This window comes from Paraburkholderia sp. D1E (genome assembly GCF_052682275.1).
The window spans coordinates 7,216,895-7,236,793 of sequence record NZ_JBQYMB010000001.1 but is presented as its reverse complement, the minus strand read 5'-3'; the positions used below and the strand labels follow the sequence as shown (position 1 = coordinate 7,236,793).

Sequence of the window (19,899 nt, the reverse complement as noted above, 5' to 3'; positions counted from 1 at the left end):
CTGTATAGCGTGGTTGAAGCGCCGGTTTTCGATTCGCGGGTCTGCGTGCAACGTGAATGGCAGCCCTATAGCGACCGGCTGATGATTTCCTTCATGATTTCCGAAGTGCCGCCGTAAATTCGCGCCACCCGTGCATCCACCCATGCCTTGCCGATCCGGTACTCGCTCATATAGCCGTAGCCGCCATGCAATTGCAGCATTTCGTCGAGCAGCTTGCCTTGCAGTTCGGAGCCGACCAGCTTGCACATTGCGCCGACTTCGGCGGTCAGTTCGCCGCGCATCGCGCGGCTGAGGCAGTCGTCGACGAAGGCGCGCAGCATGGTGGCTTGCGCCTTGACTTCGGCCAGCTTGAAGCGAGTGTTCTGAAAGTCGAACACGGGTTTGCCGAACACGCGCCGGTCGCGGGTGTACTGGATGGTCTCCTCGAGCAACGCCTCGATCGAGGCCGCCGCGCGAATCCCGATGATGGTGCGTTCCCATGCGAGCTGATGGGTCAGATAGCTGAAGCCCTTGTCTTCTTCGCCGAGCCGGTTGCCGGCCGGCACGCGCACGTTGTCGAAAAAGAGTTCGGACGTATCCTGTCCTTTGAGGCCGATCTTCTCCAGCAATTTGCCTTTGGAAAAGCCTTCCGTGTCTTCTTCGACGCAGATCAGCGTGAGATCGCGCGATTGCGGATCGAGCTTGGTCGCCGTGACGATCAGGCCGGCGTTGCCACCGTTGGTGATAAACGTCTTCTGCCCGTTGATTACGTATTGATCGCCTTCCCGGCGTGCGCCGGTGCGCATCGAACGCAGATCGCTGCCGATGCCGGGCTCGCTCATAGCGATCACACCGATCAGTTCGCCGCTCGCCATGCGCGGCAGCCAGCGCTGTTTCTGTTCTTCGCTGCCATAGGCGACGAGGTAGGGCGCGACGATTTCCGAGTGTGTCGTGAATCCGATGGCCGTGGCGTTGACGCGCGCCAGTTCCTCGATCATCACCGCGGAATGACCGAAGTCGCCGCCGCTGCCGCCGTACTCCTCGGGCACGGTCGAGCACAGCAGACCGATTTCGCCGGCTTTGCGCCACAGCGATTTCGGCACGATGCCGGCCTGTTCCCATGCGTGCAGATTCGGCACGATCTCAGTTTCGATAAAGCGCCGGGCCTGCTCGCGAAATAACTCGTGGTCTTCCCTGAAAACGGTCCGCATGGTCATGTCCTGCGATTGTCGCTCTGCGTTTGGGTGGAGTGGGCTGGGTCTAATACGCGTGACTTATACACGCGTTCATCTGTCCAGGTAGCGCGGTGGCCGTTTGTCGAGAAACGCGTTGACCGCTTCCCGATGGTCCTCGGTGTGATGCGCGAGCGCCTGATAGGCGGCGGACAACTCCAGCAACGAATCGAGCCGCATATGCTGGCCCTCGCGCAAGAGCCGTTTGGTCAGGCGCAGCGCGTGCGACGGGTTGGCGGCGATGCGTCGTGCCATCGCCTGGGAGTGTGCGAGCAGGTCGTCAGCGGCGACGACCTCAGCCACCAGTCCCCATTCGAGTGCTTTGGCCGCATCGATCGTGTCGCCGGTGAACGACATCACGCTTGCGCGCTGCATGCCGATCACGCGCGGCAGCAGCCATGCACCGCCATCGCCCGGGACGATGCCGACTTTCACGAAGCTCTCCGCGAACAGCGCCTTGTCCGACGCGATGCGAATGTCGCACATGCAGGCGAGATCGAGCCCCGCGCCGATCGCCGGACCATTGATGGCGGCGATCACCGGCACGTCGAGCTCGTACAGTGCGAGCGGGATGCGCTGGATCGTATTGCGGTAGCTGTCGCGCACTTCGTGCGGCGAACCGGCGAAGATGCCGCCGCGCTCGCGCATGTCTTTCACGTTGCCGCCCGCGCAAAACGCGCTGCCGGCGCCGGTCAACACGAGTGCTTTGATCGTGCGATCGCGGCGCACCTGCTGGCAGAGATCGACCAGCTCATCCATTTGCGCGGGTTCAGACAGTGCGTTGCGCGTCTCAGGACGGTTCAGCCACGCGGTCAGCACTGCGCCGTCGCGTTCGACGTTGAGAAAGGTGTCGCTCATGCCGCGACTCCCTGCAACTGCACCGCCGCTGCGGGCCGTTCGAGCGGCGCGAGGCGCCCCGCGGTCAGCGCCGGCCACAATCCGGACGACCCGGCCGCGCACACGGCGGCGCCCAGCCGTTGCGCCCATAGGGTCGCGTTGCCGAATTCGCTGCGCCATGACCACAGCCGCCGGGTCGAGTGATGCAGCGCATGTTCATGGGTGAAGCCGATCGCGCCGTGCACCGTATGCGCCGCTGCCGTCGCGAAGCTCGCCGCCTCGGCGCTGCACACTTTCGCTGCGGCGATCGGCAGCGCGGCGAAGCCGCCGGCGCCGTCGAGCGATGCGCTGAACGCGCACTCGGCGGCTACCGCTGCCGCCGCGGCATGTTCGGAGAGCACGGCGATCTGCTGCTGCAGCGCCTGGAATGCACCGATCGGCTTGCCGAACTGCACCCGTTCGGTGGCATAGAGAATCGTCAGGTCGAGCACCGCTTGCAAGGCGCCCGCGATCTGCGCGCTGCGCAGCATCGCCGCGCCCAGCTGCAGCGCATCGGCTTGCAGATCGGCGGCTAAGGGCACGCAGCTCACGCAGGCGGCGCGTTCGAAATGCAGATCGTCGCGCGGTTCGCCCGCCGTGTTCAGGCGCAACGTCGCCTGTGCATCGGCCGTGTCGAGCAGCACCAGGGTCGGCTCCTTGCCCGCGGTGATCGCAACCACGTGGCCAACGTGACGGCCCCAGGGCACGTCCAGCAATGTGCCACTCGCGCGTCCCTGTTGCAGCGTCACCGAGCCGCCACCCGCGATGCCTAGCGGCGCATTGATTGCTTCGAGTCCGCATTCGCCGAGCAGCGCATTGGCCAGCAGCGTTTCGGCGAGCGGCAAGGGCAGGTTATGGCGGCCCGCTGCCCGCACGACGACGAACAGGTCGGCCCAGCTCGCGCCGGCGCCACTTTGCGCTTCTGAAGCGGCCGCCACGGCAAAACCAGATTCTTCAATGGCGCTCCACAGAGACGCGGGCCACGCGCCTGCTTCACTGCCGCGCAGCACCTCGGGAGTGACGATGTCGCCGAGCAGGCGCTCGATGGTGGATTCGAAAATTTCTCTCATGACGATTACCGCAGTCCAAGTCCGCGCGCGATGATGCCGCGCAGGATTTCGCGCGTGCCGCCGCGCAGGGAAAAGGAAGGCGCCATCTGCATCAGATAGGCGAGTACTTGTGCATGGTCGCTGCCGCCGCCGGTGCTGGGCAGCGTATCAAGCAGCAATTGCGCGACTTCGGGAATCTCCTGCTCGAAGCTGGTGCCGAGATCCTTGACGCACGACGCGGCCCACGCGGGGTTTTGCCCGGCCGCAAGTTCCGCCGTGACCGAGAGCGACATCTGCCGCAACGTGAAGAGCCGCGCTGTCAGCCGGCCGATTTCGCGTGCCTGCAGGGCATCCGGGCGGCGGCCAATCGCATCGATCAGCGTATGCAGCAACGCGATGCTGCTGAGAAAGCGCTCGGGTCCGCTGCGCTCGAACGCGAGTTCAGCGGTGACCTGGTTCCAACCTTGGCCCTCGGTGCCAACCAGCGCGTCGGCGCCGAGTTGCACGTCGTCGAAGAACACTTCGTTGAAGTGCTCGCCGCCGGCCAGGTCGCGGATCGGGCGGATCGTGACACCCGGCGCTTTCAGATCGATGATGAATTGCGACATGCCCTCGTGCCGCGCGCCGGATTTTTCGCCGGTGCGCACGAGCGCGATCATGTAGTGCGAGTAGTGCGCGTTAGTGGTCCACAGTTTGTGACCGTTGAGCAGCCAGCCGTCGCCTTTGCGTTCGGCACGCGTGCGGATCGACGCGAGGTCCGAACCGGAATTCGGCTCGCTCATGCCGATGCAGAAGTAGCTTTCTCCACGGCAGATCGCGGGCAGATAGCGTTCGCGTTGCGCTTCGGTGCCGTAGCGCAGAAGCAGCGGGCCACTCTGGCGGTCGGCGATCCAGTGCGCGGAGACGGGCGCACCCGCCGCGAGGAGTTCTTCGATCACGACATAGCGCGCAAATGGGCCGGCCTCGCTGCCGCCATAACGTTTGGGCAGCGCCATGCCGAGCCAGCCGCGCCGGCCGAGTTCGCGGCTGAACGCGGGATCGGCGCCCATCCACGATTCGGCGCGCTTAAGCGGCGGCCGCGTTTTCAAGGTCTCGGCCAGGAACGCGCGTACCTGCTCGCGCAGCGGTTCGGCGTCGGTGGGAATGCGGTGATAACGAAAGGCGGTAGCGGACATAGTTCGGATGGGACGCAGGGAGCGGGCACCGGGGCGCGCCAATCGTGGCCGAGGATGTCGAGCGCATTCGAGCACGTTCAAGCACGTTCAAGCACATTCGGCAGGCCACGCCGGCTGCCTGGGTCGCTTGAACCACGAAGCCGATGCGCGATGCACGGTGCGCGGCCCGGTCTGTGTTGCTCACGCCGCGGCGCTCTGCTGCCACGGCGTGTGTGGACCGCTTTACAGCGCGGCTTGTGCGTCGGCCGCGGCGAACATCCGGTTGATGTCGCCGGAAGTCACCGGCTTGTTCGGATCGCGCACCGGCGCGGCGCCACCCATGCCAAGCGCGGGCTCGATGCTCACGTGCTTCGCCTTGGCGCGCAGCGCACCGACCGTGCAGTTCTCGCGACCGAGGATCGGGAACGGATCATAGGAGAACTCGCGCATCGCATTCAGATGGGTGATCTTGTTGATCACTTCATCGGACACGTTTTGCGCCTGCGCCTGTTCCCAGAACACGTCGGCCGAATTGGGCCACGTACAGTCGGAGTGCGGGTAGTCGCATTCCCATGTGACCTTGTCCAGATTGATCGAATCGAGGTTCTTCAGGCCGAACTGATCTTCGATGAAGCAGGTGATGATGTGCTCGTTGAAAATATCGCTAGGCATCTTGCCGCCGAAGTTCGACATGGTCCACGCGTGATGGTGACGATGCGTGAAATCAGCGCGCTCCAGCAGATACGGAATCCAGCCGATGCCGCCTTCCGAGAGCGCCATGCGCAGCGTCGGGTATTTCTTCCACATCGGCCCCCAGATCCAGTCCGCGGCCGAATTGGCGATCGAGATCGGCATGGAGGTGATCCACGCATCGATCGGCGATTCGTCGGAAGCGTGGTCAGCCTTCGCACCGGTGCCGATATGGCAGCAGATCACCACGTTGTTGTCGGCACACGCCTTGTAGACCGGATCCCAGTGATCGTTATGGATCGACGGGTAACCGTGCAGCGAGGGGTTGTCCGAGAGCGACAGGGCGTGCACGCCCTGTTTGGCCATCCGCTCGACTTCGGCAGCGGCCGCTTGCGGGTCCCACCACGGCGCGATCATCAACGGCATGAAGCGTCCCGGCGCGGCATTGCACCAATCGTGCAGATGCCAGTCGTTGTACGCCTGGATGGCCGCGAGCGACACGCCGCGATCCGCATAGGCCTGAAAGCGCTGACCGGCGAAGCCGGGGAAAGTCGGGAAGCACAGCGAGCCGAGCACACCGTTGGCGTTCATGTCGTCGACGCGGGCTTTGATGTCCCAGGTGCCGCGGCGCATATGCTCGTAGCCGAGCGGCTCCATGCCGTACTCTTCCTTCGGCCGGCCCACGACGGAATTGAGGCCCATATAGCCGGTGGCTTTTTCTTCGAATTCCCAAACATCGCGGCCACTGCGCTGCACGACTTTCGGTTCGCGGCCCTTGTATTTGGCGGGCATGTGGCGTGTGAAAGCGTTAGGCGGCTCGATCGCATGATCGTCTACGCTGACGAGAATGAGGTCTTCCAGTTTCATCGGGGGTCCCCGTAGTGAAGGGGCTCGCCTGCGAGTCGGCGAGCCGGGTTTGGAGTGAATTGGTAGAGAGATAGTAGATAACAAGTTAAACACAATCAACGATAATGTTCACTTAAGTGCGTTTGATGCGGCGTTTTTAGGGTTTACAGGGAGAGGGAGTAGGGATGTTTGCCGGCGCGTGCTCTGTCCGCAGGTTCGCGGAGTGAGGTTTCTTTTAATTTGCGCGCGGTGGGCAGCCGTTCGAGGCGAAGGCGGTGCGAGGGAGGGGACTCGAACCCCTGCACCTTGCGCGAACGTGAATCGATACTTCGAAGGAGAGGACGATGCGTCAGGCGAGTGCCGGCAATGCGAAGGCGTGCTATTGCGCCGAATGAAATGCGCCGCGACGCGGAAACACCCACGTTTCAGGCGCACAGCCGCGCGCCCGGACGAGAAGGAAATTCAGAACAGTACGGACTCCAACCGGTGAGCCAGGTCGCGAACAGCCTCGCCGAGCGCCTCCACTTGCGCGTCCCCTCGATCACCCCGAATCATGACCGTAGAGACGGTAAACGCGATGTTATCGCTCTTGTCGCAGACAGCAGCGGCAATCGCCATCACACCGGTTGCGAAGTACCCATCGTCGCTGGCCCAGCCGCGCCGCCGCGCGCGATTCACCTCGCGCACATAGGTTTCGAGCGAGATGGGCCGCGCCCAGCGCAACTGGTCAAACTCATCACGCAACTGTTCATCGGTGAGCCCGAGGCGCGCGGCGAACAGGCGTCCGCTGGCCCCCATCAGAATCGGCAGCCGCTGTCCGGCCGGCATATCGATGTGCAAATCCGTCGGACTCGATTCGGAACTCACCAGCACGATCCGGTCCGCGCCGAGCCGGCGCCACAAGGTCACGGTGACGCCGAATTCCGCGGCAAGATCCTGCATCGGCGGAGCAGCCATCTGCAGCCGCTGCCCCTGCGTGACCAGTTGCTCCACCAACCGTGCTAACCCGAGGCCCGCCGAATACGTCTTCGACAATGCGTTGAAATCGACCACGTCCTCAGCAACGAGTGTGCGCAGAATATTGAAGCAGGTACTGGGATTGATCGACAGATGCCGCGCGATGTCGGCCGCTCGCTCAGGCGCGCCGGTCTGTGTCAGATAACGCAGGATACGAATCGCGTTGGCAACGGGCTTTACCGTCACCGCGCCCGCTGCGCCACGGCTTTTTGGTGCTTCATGAGCGGCGTGCCGCGCCACGCTCGCTCGGGTACCTACGGACTCGCTTACAGCAGTGTTCTTCTTTGTCGTCATGGGTGGCGCTCTCCTGGTTGCCGTCCGGGCACTGGCAACGTGCCGTTCATTTTCTATCCTTGCCCGCAACACGCGCGGCGCCAAAGGGTATTCACGGTGTACCGGAATCGTTCCCGAATCGTTCTACAGGCAGTGATTATATTCTGTAGCCAGAATAGTCCCGGCGCAAAGCCTTTGTTCATAGTGGCTTACCCGATCAAACCGGGGCAGCCTGCGATTCACTCCTCAACGGCCAAACACCGCCGCAGGCACCTGTAGCCAGGGTCAACCCGGACCATAAAATAAACACATTTAAACAATCTGTGCATATAATTTCCAGCCAATGGCCTTGAATGGCCACGCGTCCAAAGGAGGAGACATGAATTCGGAAATCAAGGCATCAGTGGTGCTGCGCGTGAGCGCGGATCGGAGCCGCTGCTGCGGTTATGGCCTGTGCGCGCAACTATGTCCGCAGGTCTACAAGCTCGACGAGAACGGCCTCGTTTATCTCGAAGCGGAGACGATTTCCGCCGAACTGGAGGCCGACGCGCGCGAAGGCGCGGCCGCTTGTCCCGCCGAGGCGTTAAGCGTCGAAGCGATCGCCGGCTGAGCCAACGGGAGAACGCATCTCATGGGACGGCTAGAAGGAAAAGTCGCGCTGATCAGCGGCACCGGCGGCGGCCAGGGCAGGGCAGCCGCGCTGCGCTTCGCACGCGAAGGCGCCAAGGTGTTCGGCTGTGATTTGAACGCGGCGGCGCAGCACGAAACGATTGCACTGCTGCGCGAAGAAGGTCTCGACATGGCAGGCACGGGCAGCGTCGATCTGGGCGATCCACAAGCCGCCCAGACGTGGATCGAAGACGCGATCGCCGCCTATGGCCGCATCGACATTCTGTACAACAACGCGTCGGCGGCACGCTTCGGTCCGATCGGCGAGATGTCGGTGGACGACTGGCGTTACACGCTGCGTAATGAACTGGACATCGTGTTCTATCCGACGCGTTTTGCCTGGCGTCATCTCGCCGCGCAGGGCGGCGTGATCGTCAATATCTCGTCGGTGGCGGCGTGGGGGGCCTCGGCGGCGACCGGCATCGGCGCGCATTCGGCGGCCAAGGCCGGCGTGATCGCTCTGACGCGGCAACTCGCGGTGGAAGGCGTCAAGCATCGGATTCGCGCAGTGAGCATCAGCCCGGGCGTGGTCGTCACACCCGGCACCAAACCGTTTCTCGATAACCCGGCCACGCGTGCCATGCTGCTCGCCGGCATTCCGATGGAACGCGCGGGCGAAGCGGAAGAGATCGTCGCCACGGCTTTGTTTGTGGCATCGGACGAGGCCTCGTACATCACCGGCACCGACATCGTCGTGGACGGCGGCATGCTCGCGCTCTAATGGCGCCGTGCATGCCTGAGAGAACACATTATCAGGAGACGTCGTGGATATTATCGGCATCGGCTACCTCGGCTTCGAGACGGCCAACATGGATGAATGGCGCATCTATGGCCCCGAAGTGCTGGGCTTGCAAATCGGTGCGTCGCCGGAAACGGATCGCGATTCGCTGTACTTCCGGATGGACGACCGGCGCCACCGCTTTGCGTTTCATCCCGGCAAGGCTGACCGGCTCGCGTATATCGGTTGGGAAGCGCGCGGCAAGCTGGAATTTCAGGCCGCTGTGGCGCGGCTACGTGAAGCGGGTGTCGAAGTCACGCAAGGCGACGCGGAACTGCGTGGCGTACGCGACGTCGTGCGTTTTCGCGATCCGGTCGGCTATCAGCATGAGCTGTTCTACTCGCAGAAATGGATGCCGCGCTCGTTTATCCCAGGCCGTCCGCACGGCGGCTTCAACGCCGGCGCGCGAGGTCTCGGTCATATCGTGGTGATCACGCCGGAGTTTCCACCCGAACTCGAACACTTCCTGACCGTGGTGATGGGTTTTCACTACTACGGCGCGGGAGCGGGCAAGGGCAAGACTGCGTTCTATCGCTCGAAACTGAACACCAGCACGAGCCACGACATTGCGTACGGCCTCGGGCCGAACAAGATGGGTATCCAGCACATCGGGCTCTTCGTGAACAATCTGCGCGACGTGGGTGAGACCTACGACATCGTCAAGCAGCGCAAGCTGCCGATGATGATGACGCTCGGTCAGCACACGCAAGACCCGCACGTGTCGTTCTATCATTTCTCGCCGGGCGGTTTCGCGTTCGAGATCATCACCGAGCTCGAGCCCTGGCACGGCGACGGGTTCGAGTTGAATCCGGAAAAGCTGAGCACGTGGGGCCACGAACTGGTCGGCCCGATCCTTGGTCCGAGCGTGCGTGCGCCGGAAGAAGTGATGGATGCCGAGGGTCTCGCGATTCTCGCCGCCAGACGTCAGCCGGCCTAGCCATGAAGCTCGCAAGAGTCCGCGACGCGGCGGGCGAGAGTTTCTGGGCTCAGGTCGATGAAGACGCGCGCGAGGTGCAGCGCATTCGCGCGCCATTCGAAGCGTGGGCGCCGGTGGTCGCGGATCAGGGCGGCGCGGCGCTCGAGCTCGATGCGCGCCGTTTGCCGCTCGCCGATTTGCAGTTGTGTCCACCGGTGAATCCCGGGGCACGCGTGTTCGGTGTCGGTCTGAACTATCTGTCGCATCTGGTGCGGCTCGGCCGCAAGCAGGCGCCGCCGCATACGCTCGCCTATATCAAGCCGGCGTCGGCGCTCGTGCCGCCCGGCGGCGAGATCCAGTATCCCGCCGTCACGAATCAGCTTGATTACGAAGTCGAGCTGGTGGCGGTCGTCGCGCGTGCGTTCGGTGACGAACCGCAGGCGAGCGCCTGTCTGCTTGGCTATACCGTGGGCAACGACATTAGCGCGCGCGATGCCGGCAAGCAGCTCGGCTCGCTCGATCTGTTCACGCAGAAGGCGCTCGACAGCACCGCGCCGATCGGCCCCTGGATCACCACACTCGATGAGTTCGGCGGCCCTGGCCAGCCGTGCGTGACGCTGAGCTTGCGCATCAATGGCGAGGAGCGTCAGCACGATACGACCGACCAGATGATTTTTCCGGTCGACGAATTGCTGAACTATGTGGATGCACGCATCGCCTTGCGTCCGGGCGATCTGGTCTTCACCGGGTCGACATGTGGTGTAGGGCTCGAAGACGGCCGCTTCCTGCAACCGGGCGATGTGATCGAAGCGCAGATCGAGCGCATTGGCGTGTTGCGTAACCGGATCGGAGCGAAGCGGGTGCTCTCGCCGATGCGTGCTATTGGCCGGTTAGGGCGCGGTGAATAGGCAAGTGCGATTGGCAAGTGCGTTTGGCAGGTGCAACAGGCAACCGAATCATCACGAGCATCGTAGTCACACGGCGGCTGAGCACTCACGCCTAGCCGCCGTTTTTCATTTACCGACGCTGTTGCGCAACCTGCAAAGCAGCGAGTGTTCGCGCATAGGGCTTGATGCCCGAGCCAATCAGCCACAATCCGAACAACGCTGCGGGGGCCGCCGTACACGCCACGGCATAGCGCAAAGCGCCGTCGCGATGAAACACGTGATCGGTGACGAGCGCGACTGCGGTCGGCCCCAAGCCGATGCCCAGCAATCCCGCGAGCAGCAGATACACCGCGATGGCCTGGCCTCGCATGCGGTTGGGCACGACCGCCTGAATCGCCGCGGGCGCCGCCGACTGGGCAATGCCAAGGCCGAACACGCTGACGAATAGCAGCGCGAACGCGAGACGGACGTCCGGCACCAGCGGCCAGAGCACGCACGGCAGTGCGAACACCGCTGAGCCGAGCAGCGCGACGCGAAAGCGTGCCGCTGTCACGCCGCGCGCCGTCCACGCATCGCTGAGAAAACCGCATACCAGCGTGCCACCCGCACCTGCAATAGCGATGATCAGGCCGAGCACGGGCCCGGAACGCATCGGCGGCATACCGAAGTTGCGCTCGAATAACGCGGGTGCCCAGGCAAGCGCACCATAGCCGATGATCGACAGCAACGCCGGATAAGTCAGCACACGGGCAAACGTGGCCGCATGCAGGCGCAGATAACGCGTGAAATCGCCGATGGAAGCGTTCTCGGCCGCATCGATTCCAGCGCTCGCCGCCACCACTTCCTGACGTGCCGGTTCGCGCACCGTCACCCGTAACAGCAAGGCAAGCGGCACAGCAGGCAGCGCAGCCGCGACAAACGCGAGACGCCATGCCGGCACACTGCCGATACCCGCAATCGCCAGACCGTGCGGCGGAATTGCCGCCAGCAACCAGCCGCCGAGCAGTAACGACGCGCCTGAACCGATCGCAATCGAGACGTAGTAGATCGCTATCGCGCGGCCGCGTCGTGCTGGCGCAATGCAATCGGCGATCAACGAATAGGCGGCCGGCGCGAGCACCGCTTCGCCGATTCCAACCCCGACCCGCGCGAGCAGCAGGTGCGCATAGCTCTGGCCCAACGCGAAGATCGCGGTGGCTGCGCCCCAGAACAGCAGCGCGACGAAGATCAGATTGCGACGGTTGCCGCGATCCACGAGGCGGCCAAGCGGCAAACCGGCCAGCGTGTAAAAGATCGCGAACGCGTAGCCCTGCAACAGACTGAATGCCGTATCCGAGATGCCGAACTCTTTACGCAAAGGACGTACCAGCAGCGCGGGCAACTGTCGGTCAAGTTGAGAAAGCAAAGTGACTGCGAATAGCACGGCGATGACGTACCACGCGTAACGGGCCGATGGATAGGTGGGTGTTGTGCCGGCTGACGCGGCAGTCGCCGAGTTGCCCGACGAGGCAGCCACTGACGCAGTCGGAGAGGCAGACCCTGGGGTAGCCGCTGAGGTGGACAATGAGGTGGGCGCGCTTTGCTGCGTCCGGGGCGTGAGGGCGGTGGGCAAAGCAGGACTCCCGAGGCAGATGGACAACCGCCCGCGCGAGGCGGGCGGTGTCATACGTCATGGAATGCAGCGTGCTGAAAAAGTACGCCGCGGCAGCGTGATGGCATTCCCGTCCGCTTACTGCTCGACTGCAGCCTCGCCACGCGCCTTCACCGCTTCGTAGAAATCGCGTTTGAGCGTCGGGTAGTAGGCGATCTGGCCGCCCATGCCGCCTGCGATATCGATCGATGCCGCGCTGATGAAGCTCGCGTAATCGCTCGACAGGAATAGCGCCATGCCCGCGACGTCTTCGGGTTTGCCAAAGCGGCCGATCGGCACGACCTTCAGCACCATTTTGTCGAACTCCTCGCGCGTGCAGCCGGCCGGCATCTCGCGATAGTGGCGGTCCCACTGGCCCGTGTCGATCCAGCCCATGTTCAGGCTGTTGACGAGGATGTTGTCTTTCGCGAGTGACATGCCGAGCGATTTCGACATCGCCACGCAGGCCGCGCGATTGACGACCGACGGAATGCCGTCCGGCGTCGGCACGACGCCCGCGAGCGCGTTGATCTCGATGATGCGGCCCCAGCGTTGCTTGCGCATATGCGGCACCACCGCCTGCACAAAGCGGAAATGCCCCATTTGCAGGATGTTGGCATGCTCGAGGATCTGTTCGGGCGTCAGCGTATCGAGGCTGCCGCCACGGCCCTGGCCGGCATTGTTGATCAGCACGTCCACGCCGCCCCAGCTTTGCGCCACGTGTTCCACGAACTGTTTGACGCCTTCGGTATCGGTCACGTCGACTGAGTGCGCGATCACGGCTGACGCGCCGCGCACTTTCAGGTCTTCTGCAACGGCTTCAAGGTCGGCGCTGGTGCGCGCACAAATGGCGACGCGCGCGCCCTCGGCGGCAAAGGCCCGCGCGATGGCGCGGCCGATGCCGCGTGATGCGCCGGTGACGATCACGCGCTTGCTGCTCAGGTCGATCTGCATATGTCTCCTCATGTCGGACCCAGCCAGGGTTCCTCGCCGGGTGGTGTCTGTTTTTTTATAATTTAAACAGAATATCGATAAATGTACAGATAAACCGGATCAAAGTTCTTCGCGCATGCGGACTAGTCCATCGCCACATGGGCGTCGGCGGGCGAGGCGCTCGAGTGACGGGCCGGGCGGATGATGGCCAGCAAAGGAATGACCAGCAGAGTAGCGATGAACATCAGCTTGAAGTCGTCGATATACGCGATCATCGAGGCCTGCTGGGTGACCTGCATGTTCAGTAGCGCGAGCGCGCCCGGGGAATGCAGATCGACCTGATTCTGCACCACGGGGTCGTACACCGACACGTGTGCGGCCAGCGATGCATGCGCCACCTGGGTATTGCGCGTGATGAAGGTCTGGACCACTGAAATCCCGATACTGCTGCCGATGTTGCGCATCAGGCTGTAAATCGCGGTGCCGTCGCTGCGCAGCTCGCCGGAAAGCGTGGAGAAGGTAACGGAGCTGAGCGGCACGAACACGAGGCCCAGGCCGAAGCCCTGCACCACGCCCGGCCAGATAATGTCCGATGGAGAAAGCACCAGCGTGTAGTGCGTCATCTGCCACAGCGCGAACGCCGAGATCAGAAAGCCGGTAACGAGCAGCAGGCGCACGTCGAAGCGGCCGATCAGCCGGCCCACCACCATCATGGCGATCATCGTGCCGACACCGCTCGGCGCACTGACGAGGCCAGCGGTAGCCGCGTCGTAATTCATCAGTGACTGCAACATCGGCGGCAACAGAGCACGCGTGGCGTACATCACGGCGCCGACCACGAAGATGAAGAACACGCCCGTCACGAAATTGCGGTCTTTCAACAACTGATAGCGGAAGAAAGAGCGTGGCCCGGCGGTCGCCGTATGGGCAATGAAGAAGGCGAAATTGATGACGGCCACCAGCGCTTCGGCGCGAATTTCCATCGAACTGAACCAGTCGAGTTGCTCGCCGCGATCGAGTAACGCCTGCAACGCGCCGACGGCCAGACTCAGAGTGGCGAAGCCGAAAAAATCGAACTGCTCGCCGAGCTTGCGGCGGTTTTCCGGCAAATAGGCGAGTGTGCCGAACAGCGCGAACACGCCCACCGGCAGATTGATGAAGAACACCCAGCGCCAGTTATAGCTTTCAGTCAGCCAGCCACCGAGCGTGGGCCCGAGAATCGGCCCGACCATCACGCCCATACCCCACACGGCCATCGCCTGGCCCTGTTTTTCGCGCGGATTGATATCGAGCAGGATGGATTGCGACAGCGGCACCAGTGACGCGCCGAAGATTCCTTGCAGCAACCGCGCGACGACGATTTGCGGCAGCGAGTCCGCCAGACCGCAGAGGCCGGAAGCGATCGTGAAGCCCGTGATCGACGCAGCCAGCAGATGCTTGACGCCGAAGCGGGTGGCGAGCCAGCCGGTGAGCGGCGTGGCAATGGCCGCGGACACGATATACGAGGTGAGAACCCAGGTGATTTCGTCCTGCGACGCGGACAGCGCACCCTGCATATGCGGCAGGGCCACGTTGGCGATCGTGCTGTCGAGTGATTGCATCAGCGTGGCCAGCATGATCGACACGGTGATGAGCGGCCGGTTGAGCCCGGCGCCGGGTTGCAGCGGCTGGGCGGGTGTCGTGGAATGTCCTGCCATAACGTAGAGGTCTCAGTCGCGTCGCGCGCAAAATTAGTAAGCGTGCTTATTGTAATTGAGACAGATATCGCCGTCATGTTCACATTAGACTAAATTGACTCGTATAATCGCCGGCATGAAGAACGGCTACGACAACCGCTTGGGCTTTCTGATCACGGACGCGGGCCGGCTGTGCGGCCGCCTTTTCGATGAGCGTGCCAAGGCTCGCCTCGGGTTGACGCGTGCCCAGAGCCGGGTGCTGGCCTACCTTTCCTGGTATGGCGAGACAAATCAGGCGAGGCTTGCCGAGACGCTGGAGATTTCGCCGATTTCGTTGACGAGGCTGCTGGACAGAATGACCGAAGGCGGCTGGGTGATGCGGGTGGCGGATGCCGGCGACCGGCGGGCTTACTGCGTGAAAGCGACCCGGAAAGCACGCGCGGCGCTCGTCCAGGTGCTCGATGTCGGCGATCGGGTTGCGGACGAAGCTTTAGCCGGTTTCGATACTCACGAGCGTGAAGTGCTGATGGGCTTGTTGCATCGTATGAGGGCAAATCTGGCCCAGGCGATCGCGAGTTGCGGCACGGCCGAGGTATGAGCGGGTGCTGGGCCTGGCCAGCCTGCGCGCTATGTGCTATGTGCCTGAATCAGGAACTCCTGCAACTGTCGCGCCGCTGGCGCGATCTCCCCGCTGGGGCGCCATAGCAAGCCGACTTCCATCGGCGGGATCGGGTCGATGAGAGGCCGCGCATCGATCCGCGTTCCATCGAGCGACCAGGCTCTAAACAGCATATCCGACAGAACGGTCACGCCGAAGCCGTTGGCCACCAGGCCCCGCACGGCTTCCATTGAGCCGGTCCGAAATGCGATATTCGGCTCCAATCCGGCTGCGCGCCAATAGCGCATCATCGAAGCCTCGCCTTCGTCGACGGTGAGCACGATGCTCGGATGCGCAGCCACATCAGCCAGCGAAACGCTCGGCAGCATCGCTAACGGATGCGAAGGCGCCGTCCACAACTGCCGCCGCGAACGAATCAGAATCTGGTGCCCAAACTCGTCCGGGCGTTCGACGTTCGACACCAGCGTGACGCCGAGATCGATGTCGCCTCGCAATACCGCTTCTTCAATAGCGGGCCGGTCCATGTCCCGCAGATCAAGTTCGATCGCAGGAAAACTCGCGCGAAACCGCGCCAGTAACTCCGGCAAAAAATAGCCGAGCACCACATACGAGGCCGCAATCCGCACCGTGCCCGAACTGGCCCGCGCACCCGAACGCGGCTTGTGTAGCGCGTCACGTACCGACTCCAGCACGTGCCGTGCATGATTGTAGAAATCGTGACCGTCGGCGGTGAGCGTCACGCCGTGCGCGCCGCGGTCGAATAAGCGTGCGCCGAGGGCCTGTTCGAGCGCGATCACGGCATTGGTGATCGCCGATTGCGACACATGCTCGCTTGCGGCCGCCATCGAAAACTGTCCCGCGCGGGCAGCGGCGACAAAGTAACGGAGTTGTCTGAGGGTGACGTCTTTGGCCATGCGTTTTTCGGATGCGAGGCTTGCGTTTTTGTGGTTTTACCGCTGGAATCGGCCTGCCTATACTGACCCGAAACCAATATCGGGGACAAGCCCATGAATGCGCCAGCATCGTCCGCTCAAGAAGCGGAGCTAGCCGCCGTCTCGCTCGACGACAAATACACCCTGAACCAGGGCCGCATTTACATCAGCGGGACTCAGGCATTGGCGCGCCTGCCGATGTTACAGAAAGAACGCGACCGCCGCGCGGGTCTGAATACCGCCGGCTATATCTCGGGCTATCGCGGCTCGCCGCTCGGCGCGCTGGATATGGCGCTATGGAAGGCCAAAAGTCATCTGAAAGCGCATGACGTCGTGTTTCAGGCGGGCGTCAACGAGGACCTTGCGGCCACCGCCGTATGGGGCTCGCAGCAGATTAATCTGTGGCCCGGCGCGACTTACGATGGCGTATTCGGCATGTGGTACGGCAAAGGGCCGGGCGTCGACCGCACCGGCGACGTGTTCCGTCACGCGAACTCGGCGGGCACCGACAGGCACGGCGGCGTGCTGGTGCTGGCAGGCGACGATCATGGCGCGAAGTCGTCGTCGGTGGCGCATGGATCGGAACACGCGTTCATCGCAAGCGGGATTCCGGTGCTGTATCCGTCCAGCGTGCAGGAATATATCGACTACGGTTTGCACGGCTGGGCCATGAGCCGTTATTCGGGCCTGTGGGTCGCGATGAAATGCGTGACCGACGTGGTGGAGTCGACCGCGTCGATCGAGATCGATCCCGAGCGCGTACAGATCACCCTGCCGGACGATTACACGATGCCCGAGGGCGGTCTGAATATCCGCTGGCCCGATCCGCCGCTCGCGCAGGAAGCGCGGCTGCTCGACCACAAATGGTATGCGGCGCTCGCCTACGTGCGCGCCAACAAACTGAACCGTGTGGTGATCGATTCACCCGCGCCGTGCTTCGGCATCATGACCGCGGGCAAAGCCTACCTCGACGTGCGCCAGGCGCTGCTCGACCTCGGTCTTGACGACACAACGTGTGCGCAGGTGGGCATTCGCGTGCTGAAAGTGGGTTGTGTATGGCCACTCGATGCGCAGGACGCGCGCCACTTCGCGACCGGCTTGCAGGAAATTCTGGTCGTCGAAGAAAAGCGCCAGATTCTCGAATACGCGCTGAAAGAAGAGCTGTACAACTGGCGCGATGACGTGCGTCCGAAAGTCTATGGCAAGTTCGACGAACGCGACAACGAAGGCGGCGAGTGGTCGGTGCCGCGCGGCGACTGGCTGTTGCCGGCGCACCACGAACTGTCGCCGGCGTTGATCGCCAAGGCGATCGCGCGGCGTCTCGCGAAGGCCGATTTGCCCGCCGACGTCGCCGCAAGAATCGCCGGGCGCGTCGCCTTGATCGAGGCGAAGGAGCGCGAGGCGGCGAGGCCGCGCGTCACGGTGGAGCGCAAGCCGTGGTTCTGTTCGGGTTGCCCGCACAACACGTCGACGCGGGTTCCGGAAGGCTCGCGTGCACTGGCGGGTATCGGTTGCCACTATATGGCGATGTGGATGGACCGCAATACCGACACCTTCAGCCAGATGGGCGGCGAGGGCGTGGCGTGGCTCGGGCAGATGCATTTCACGAGCGATAAGCATGTGTTCGTCAACCTCGGCGATGGCACCTATTTCCACTCCGGCCTGCTGGCGATCCGCGCGGCGATTGCGGCAAGCGCGAACGCCACCTACAAGATTCTCTATAACGATGCGGTCGCCATGACCGGTGGCCAGCCGGTCGACGGTGTGCTGACGGTCCCGCAGATCGCGTTCCAGGTCGTCGCTGAAGGTGCGAAGCGGGTAGTGATAGTGACCGACGAGCCTGAGAAATACTCGGCGGCCGTACCATTGCCGACAGGTGTTCAGGTCCATCATCGCGACCGGCTCGATGCGATCCAGCGCGAGTTGCGCGACACGGCCGGCACCACCGTGCTGATCTATGACCAGACCTGCGCGACGGAGAAGCGTCGGCGGCGCAAGCGCGGCACGTACCCGGACCCCGCCAAACGCGCGTTCATCAACGACGCGGTCTGCGAGGGCTGCGGCGATTGCTCGGTGCAGTCGAACTGTCTGTCGGTCGAGCCGCTCGAGACGCCGCTCGGCACCAAACGCAAAATCAATCAATCGTCGTGCAACAAGGATTTTTCGTGCGTGAAGGGCTTTTGTCCGAGCTTCGTCACGGCGGAAGGCGCGCAAGTGAGGAAGCCGGCAGGCACGGGTGGGACCGCGCAAGGCGACAATCGCAGAGCGGATTTTGCGGCGCTAGCACAGCCGCGAATCGAGCCGCTTGCGCACCGCTACGGCATTCTCGTGACCGGCGTCGGGGGGACGGGGGTCGTCACGATCGGCGGGTTGATCGGCATGGCCGCGCATCTGGAACGCAAGGGTGTCGTCGTGCTCGATATGGCTGGCCTCGCGCAGAAAGGCGGTGCGGTGCTGAGCCATATCCAGCTTGCGCCGACGCCCGAGGCGCTGTACGCCACGCGCATCGGCACTGGCGAGGCGCGGCTCATCATCGGTTGCGATGCGATTGTGTCGGCGTTGCCGGAAGTGCTCTCGAAGACGCGTCTCGACGTCACCCGTGCGGCGATCAATAGTGGCGCCACACCCACCGCCGAGTTTGTGAAGAACCCGCATTGGGTATTTCCGGGTGCGCAGACGGAGCAGGATCTACGCGCCAATGTCGGCGAGCATTGCGCATTTATCGATGCCAATCAGCTCGCGCTGACGCTGCTGGGCGACACGATTTACGCGAACCCGTTGCTGCTGGGCTATGTGTGGCAGAAGGGCTGGTTGCCGCTTTCGAATGCAAGTCTGCTGCGCGCAATCGAACTGAACGGCGTGGCGGTCGAGAAGAACCGTCTCGCGTTCGACTGGGGGCGCTACATTGCGGAACACGGCGCGCAGGCGACGGATCAGTTCGTGCCGCAGCAAGCGCGCGACGTAGTGCAAACGCAGGCGGTCGTACTGCCGTTGCCGCAGTCAGTGGAGAAACTGATCGAACTGCGCGCGCAGGCTCTCATCGTGTATCAGGACGAGCGTTATGCAGAGCGTTACCGAAACGTGGTGGGACGACTACGCGCGAGGGAATCGCACATCAGCGGCGATACGCAGATGCCGCTTGCGCGCGCCATCGCGCAGAATCTCGCGAAGCTGATGAGCTACAAGGACGAATACGAGGTCGCGCGGCTCTATGCCGATCCGGCCTATCTCGACAAGCTGCGCGCCCAGTTCGAAGGCGAGCCGGGCAAAGACTACACATTGAGCTTCTATCTCGCGCCGCCTTTGCTCGCCAAACGCGACGAACATGGCCACCTGGTCAAGCGCCGCTTTGGACCATGGGTACTGCCCATGTTCCGGATGCTGGCGACGTTCAAAGGTCTGCGCGGCGGCGCATTCGATCTCTTCGGCAAGACTGCCGAGCGGCGCATGGAGCGGCAACTTATCGAGGACTACATCGCGCTGGTGGAAACGTTTTGCGCCTCACTGAATGCGGACAATCTCGATGTGGCAATCCGGCTCGCGACGTTGCCGGACGAGATCCGGGGATTTGGTCACGTCAAGGAACGCAATATCCACGCTGTCGAGAAAAAACGGCAGGCGTTGATGACGGAGTATGTGCAGGCAAGGGGGCCGAACCAGCCAAAGGAGCCGCAAGAAGAGCGCCTCGTAATGTGACGTGATGAAGCTGAAGGGCGCTTGAGTGAAGCAAGCGCCCTTTGTCA

The 19,899-nt window shown here is 63.1% G+C and carries 16 protein-coding genes; 6 read left to right on the top strand and 10 right to left on the bottom strand.

All coding sequences use genetic code 11. From position 1 onward, the window contains the following. Positions 1–65: 65 nt before the first annotated feature. The 6 genes from ACUN0E_RS32515 to ACUN0E_RS32490 form a co-directional block, all read right to left on the bottom strand. Complete coding sequence (locus ACUN0E_RS32515) at positions 66–1,190, bottom strand: acyl-CoA dehydrogenase family protein (RefSeq protein ID WP_408195708.1); 1,125 nt, start codon at positions 1,188–1,190, stop codon at positions 66–68. A gap of 75 nt (positions 1,191–1,265) precedes the next feature. Then, a complete protein-coding gene (locus ACUN0E_RS32510) occupies positions 1,266–2,069 on the bottom strand; it encodes a crotonase/enoyl-CoA hydratase family protein (protein ID WP_445569151.1) in 804 nt (267 codons plus the stop codon). Further along, positions 2,066–3,157, bottom strand: a complete 1,092-nt coding sequence (locus tag ACUN0E_RS32505; protein WP_445569150.1) for an acyl-CoA dehydrogenase family protein — start codon at positions 3,155–3,157, stop codon at positions 2,066–2,068. The genes ACUN0E_RS32510 and ACUN0E_RS32505 overlap by 4 nt, the downstream gene beginning before the upstream one ends. Before the next feature lie 5 nt (positions 3,158–3,162). Further along, a complete protein-coding gene (locus ACUN0E_RS32500) occupies positions 3,163–4,311 on the bottom strand; it encodes an acyl-CoA dehydrogenase family protein (RefSeq protein WP_445569149.1) in 1,149 nt (382 codons plus the stop codon). Between the two features lie 222 nt (positions 4,312–4,533). Next, positions 4,534–5,847, bottom strand: a complete 1,314-nt coding sequence (locus ACUN0E_RS32495) for an amidohydrolase family protein (RefSeq protein ID WP_154559549.1) — start codon at positions 5,845–5,847, stop codon at positions 4,534–4,536. Between the two features lie 441 nt (positions 5,848–6,288). Further along, complete coding sequence (locus tag ACUN0E_RS32490; RefSeq protein ID WP_408195712.1) at positions 6,289–7,137, bottom strand: IclR family transcriptional regulator; 849 nt, start codon at positions 7,135–7,137, stop codon at positions 6,289–6,291. Positions 7,138–7,495: 358 nt separating this feature from the next. On the opposite strand from ACUN0E_RS32490, the gene ACUN0E_RS32485 reads away from it, so the two are divergent. From ACUN0E_RS32485 to ACUN0E_RS32470, 4 genes are read left to right on the top strand one after another with little or no spacing between them, the layout of a single operon-like run. Further along, positions 7,496–7,726 carry a ferredoxin gene (locus ACUN0E_RS32485; RefSeq protein ID WP_408195713.1) on the top strand — a complete coding sequence of 77 codons (231 nt, stop codon included), beginning with the start codon at positions 7,496–7,498 and terminating at the stop codon, positions 7,724–7,726. A gap of 21 nt (positions 7,727–7,747) precedes the next feature. Next, positions 7,748–8,506 carry an SDR family NAD(P)-dependent oxidoreductase gene (locus ACUN0E_RS32480; protein WP_408195714.1) on the top strand — a complete coding sequence of 253 codons (759 nt, stop codon included), beginning with the start codon at positions 7,748–7,750 and terminating at the stop codon, positions 8,504–8,506. 43 nt (positions 8,507–8,549) lie between these two features. After that, on the top strand, positions 8,550–9,500 hold the full coding sequence (locus ACUN0E_RS32475) for a VOC family protein (RefSeq protein WP_445569148.1): 951 nt from the start codon (positions 8,550–8,552) through the stop codon (positions 9,498–9,500). A gap of 2 nt (positions 9,501–9,502) precedes the next feature. Continuing rightward, positions 9,503–10,387 carry a fumarylacetoacetate hydrolase family protein gene (locus tag ACUN0E_RS32470; protein WP_445569147.1) on the top strand — a complete coding sequence of 295 codons (885 nt, stop codon included), beginning with the start codon at positions 9,503–9,505 and terminating at the stop codon, positions 10,385–10,387. Between the two features lie 109 nt (positions 10,388–10,496). Here ACUN0E_RS32470 and ACUN0E_RS32465 read toward each other — a convergent pair whose 3' ends face one another. The 3 genes from ACUN0E_RS32465 to ACUN0E_RS32455 form a co-directional block, all read right to left on the bottom strand. After that, on the bottom strand, positions 10,497–11,882 hold the full coding sequence (locus ACUN0E_RS32465) for an MFS transporter (protein ID WP_445569146.1): 1,386 nt from the start codon (positions 11,880–11,882) through the stop codon (positions 10,497–10,499). 213 nt (positions 11,883–12,095) lie between these two features. Continuing rightward, positions 12,096–12,950 carry an SDR family oxidoreductase gene (locus ACUN0E_RS32460; RefSeq protein WP_408366178.1) on the bottom strand — a complete coding sequence of 285 codons (855 nt, stop codon included), beginning with the start codon at positions 12,948–12,950 and terminating at the stop codon, positions 12,096–12,098. Between the two features lie 122 nt (positions 12,951–13,072). Further along, complete coding sequence (locus tag ACUN0E_RS32455; protein WP_445569145.1) at positions 13,073–14,626, bottom strand: DHA2 family efflux MFS transporter permease subunit; 1,554 nt, start codon at positions 14,624–14,626, stop codon at positions 13,073–13,075. Positions 14,627–14,741: 115 nt separating this feature from the next. On the opposite strand from ACUN0E_RS32455, the gene ACUN0E_RS32450 reads away from it, so the two are divergent. Further along, positions 14,742–15,203: a MarR family winged helix-turn-helix transcriptional regulator gene (locus ACUN0E_RS32450; RefSeq protein ID WP_445570563.1), complete on the top strand. Its 462-nt coding sequence runs from the start codon at positions 14,742–14,744 to the stop codon at positions 15,201–15,203. A gap of 29 nt (positions 15,204–15,232) precedes the next feature. Here the strand turns inward: ACUN0E_RS32450 and ACUN0E_RS32445 are convergent, their stop codons facing one another. After that, on the bottom strand, positions 15,233–16,138 hold the full coding sequence (locus ACUN0E_RS32445) for a LysR family transcriptional regulator (protein WP_445569144.1): 906 nt from the start codon (positions 16,136–16,138) through the stop codon (positions 15,233–15,235). Positions 16,139–16,231: 93 nt separating this feature from the next. Between ACUN0E_RS32445 and ACUN0E_RS32440 the strand changes: the two genes are divergently transcribed. Then, positions 16,232–19,852: an indolepyruvate ferredoxin oxidoreductase family protein gene (locus ACUN0E_RS32440; protein ID WP_445569143.1), complete on the top strand. Its 3,621-nt coding sequence runs from the start codon at positions 16,232–16,234 to the stop codon at positions 19,850–19,852. Positions 19,853–19,899 lie beyond the last annotated feature (47 nt).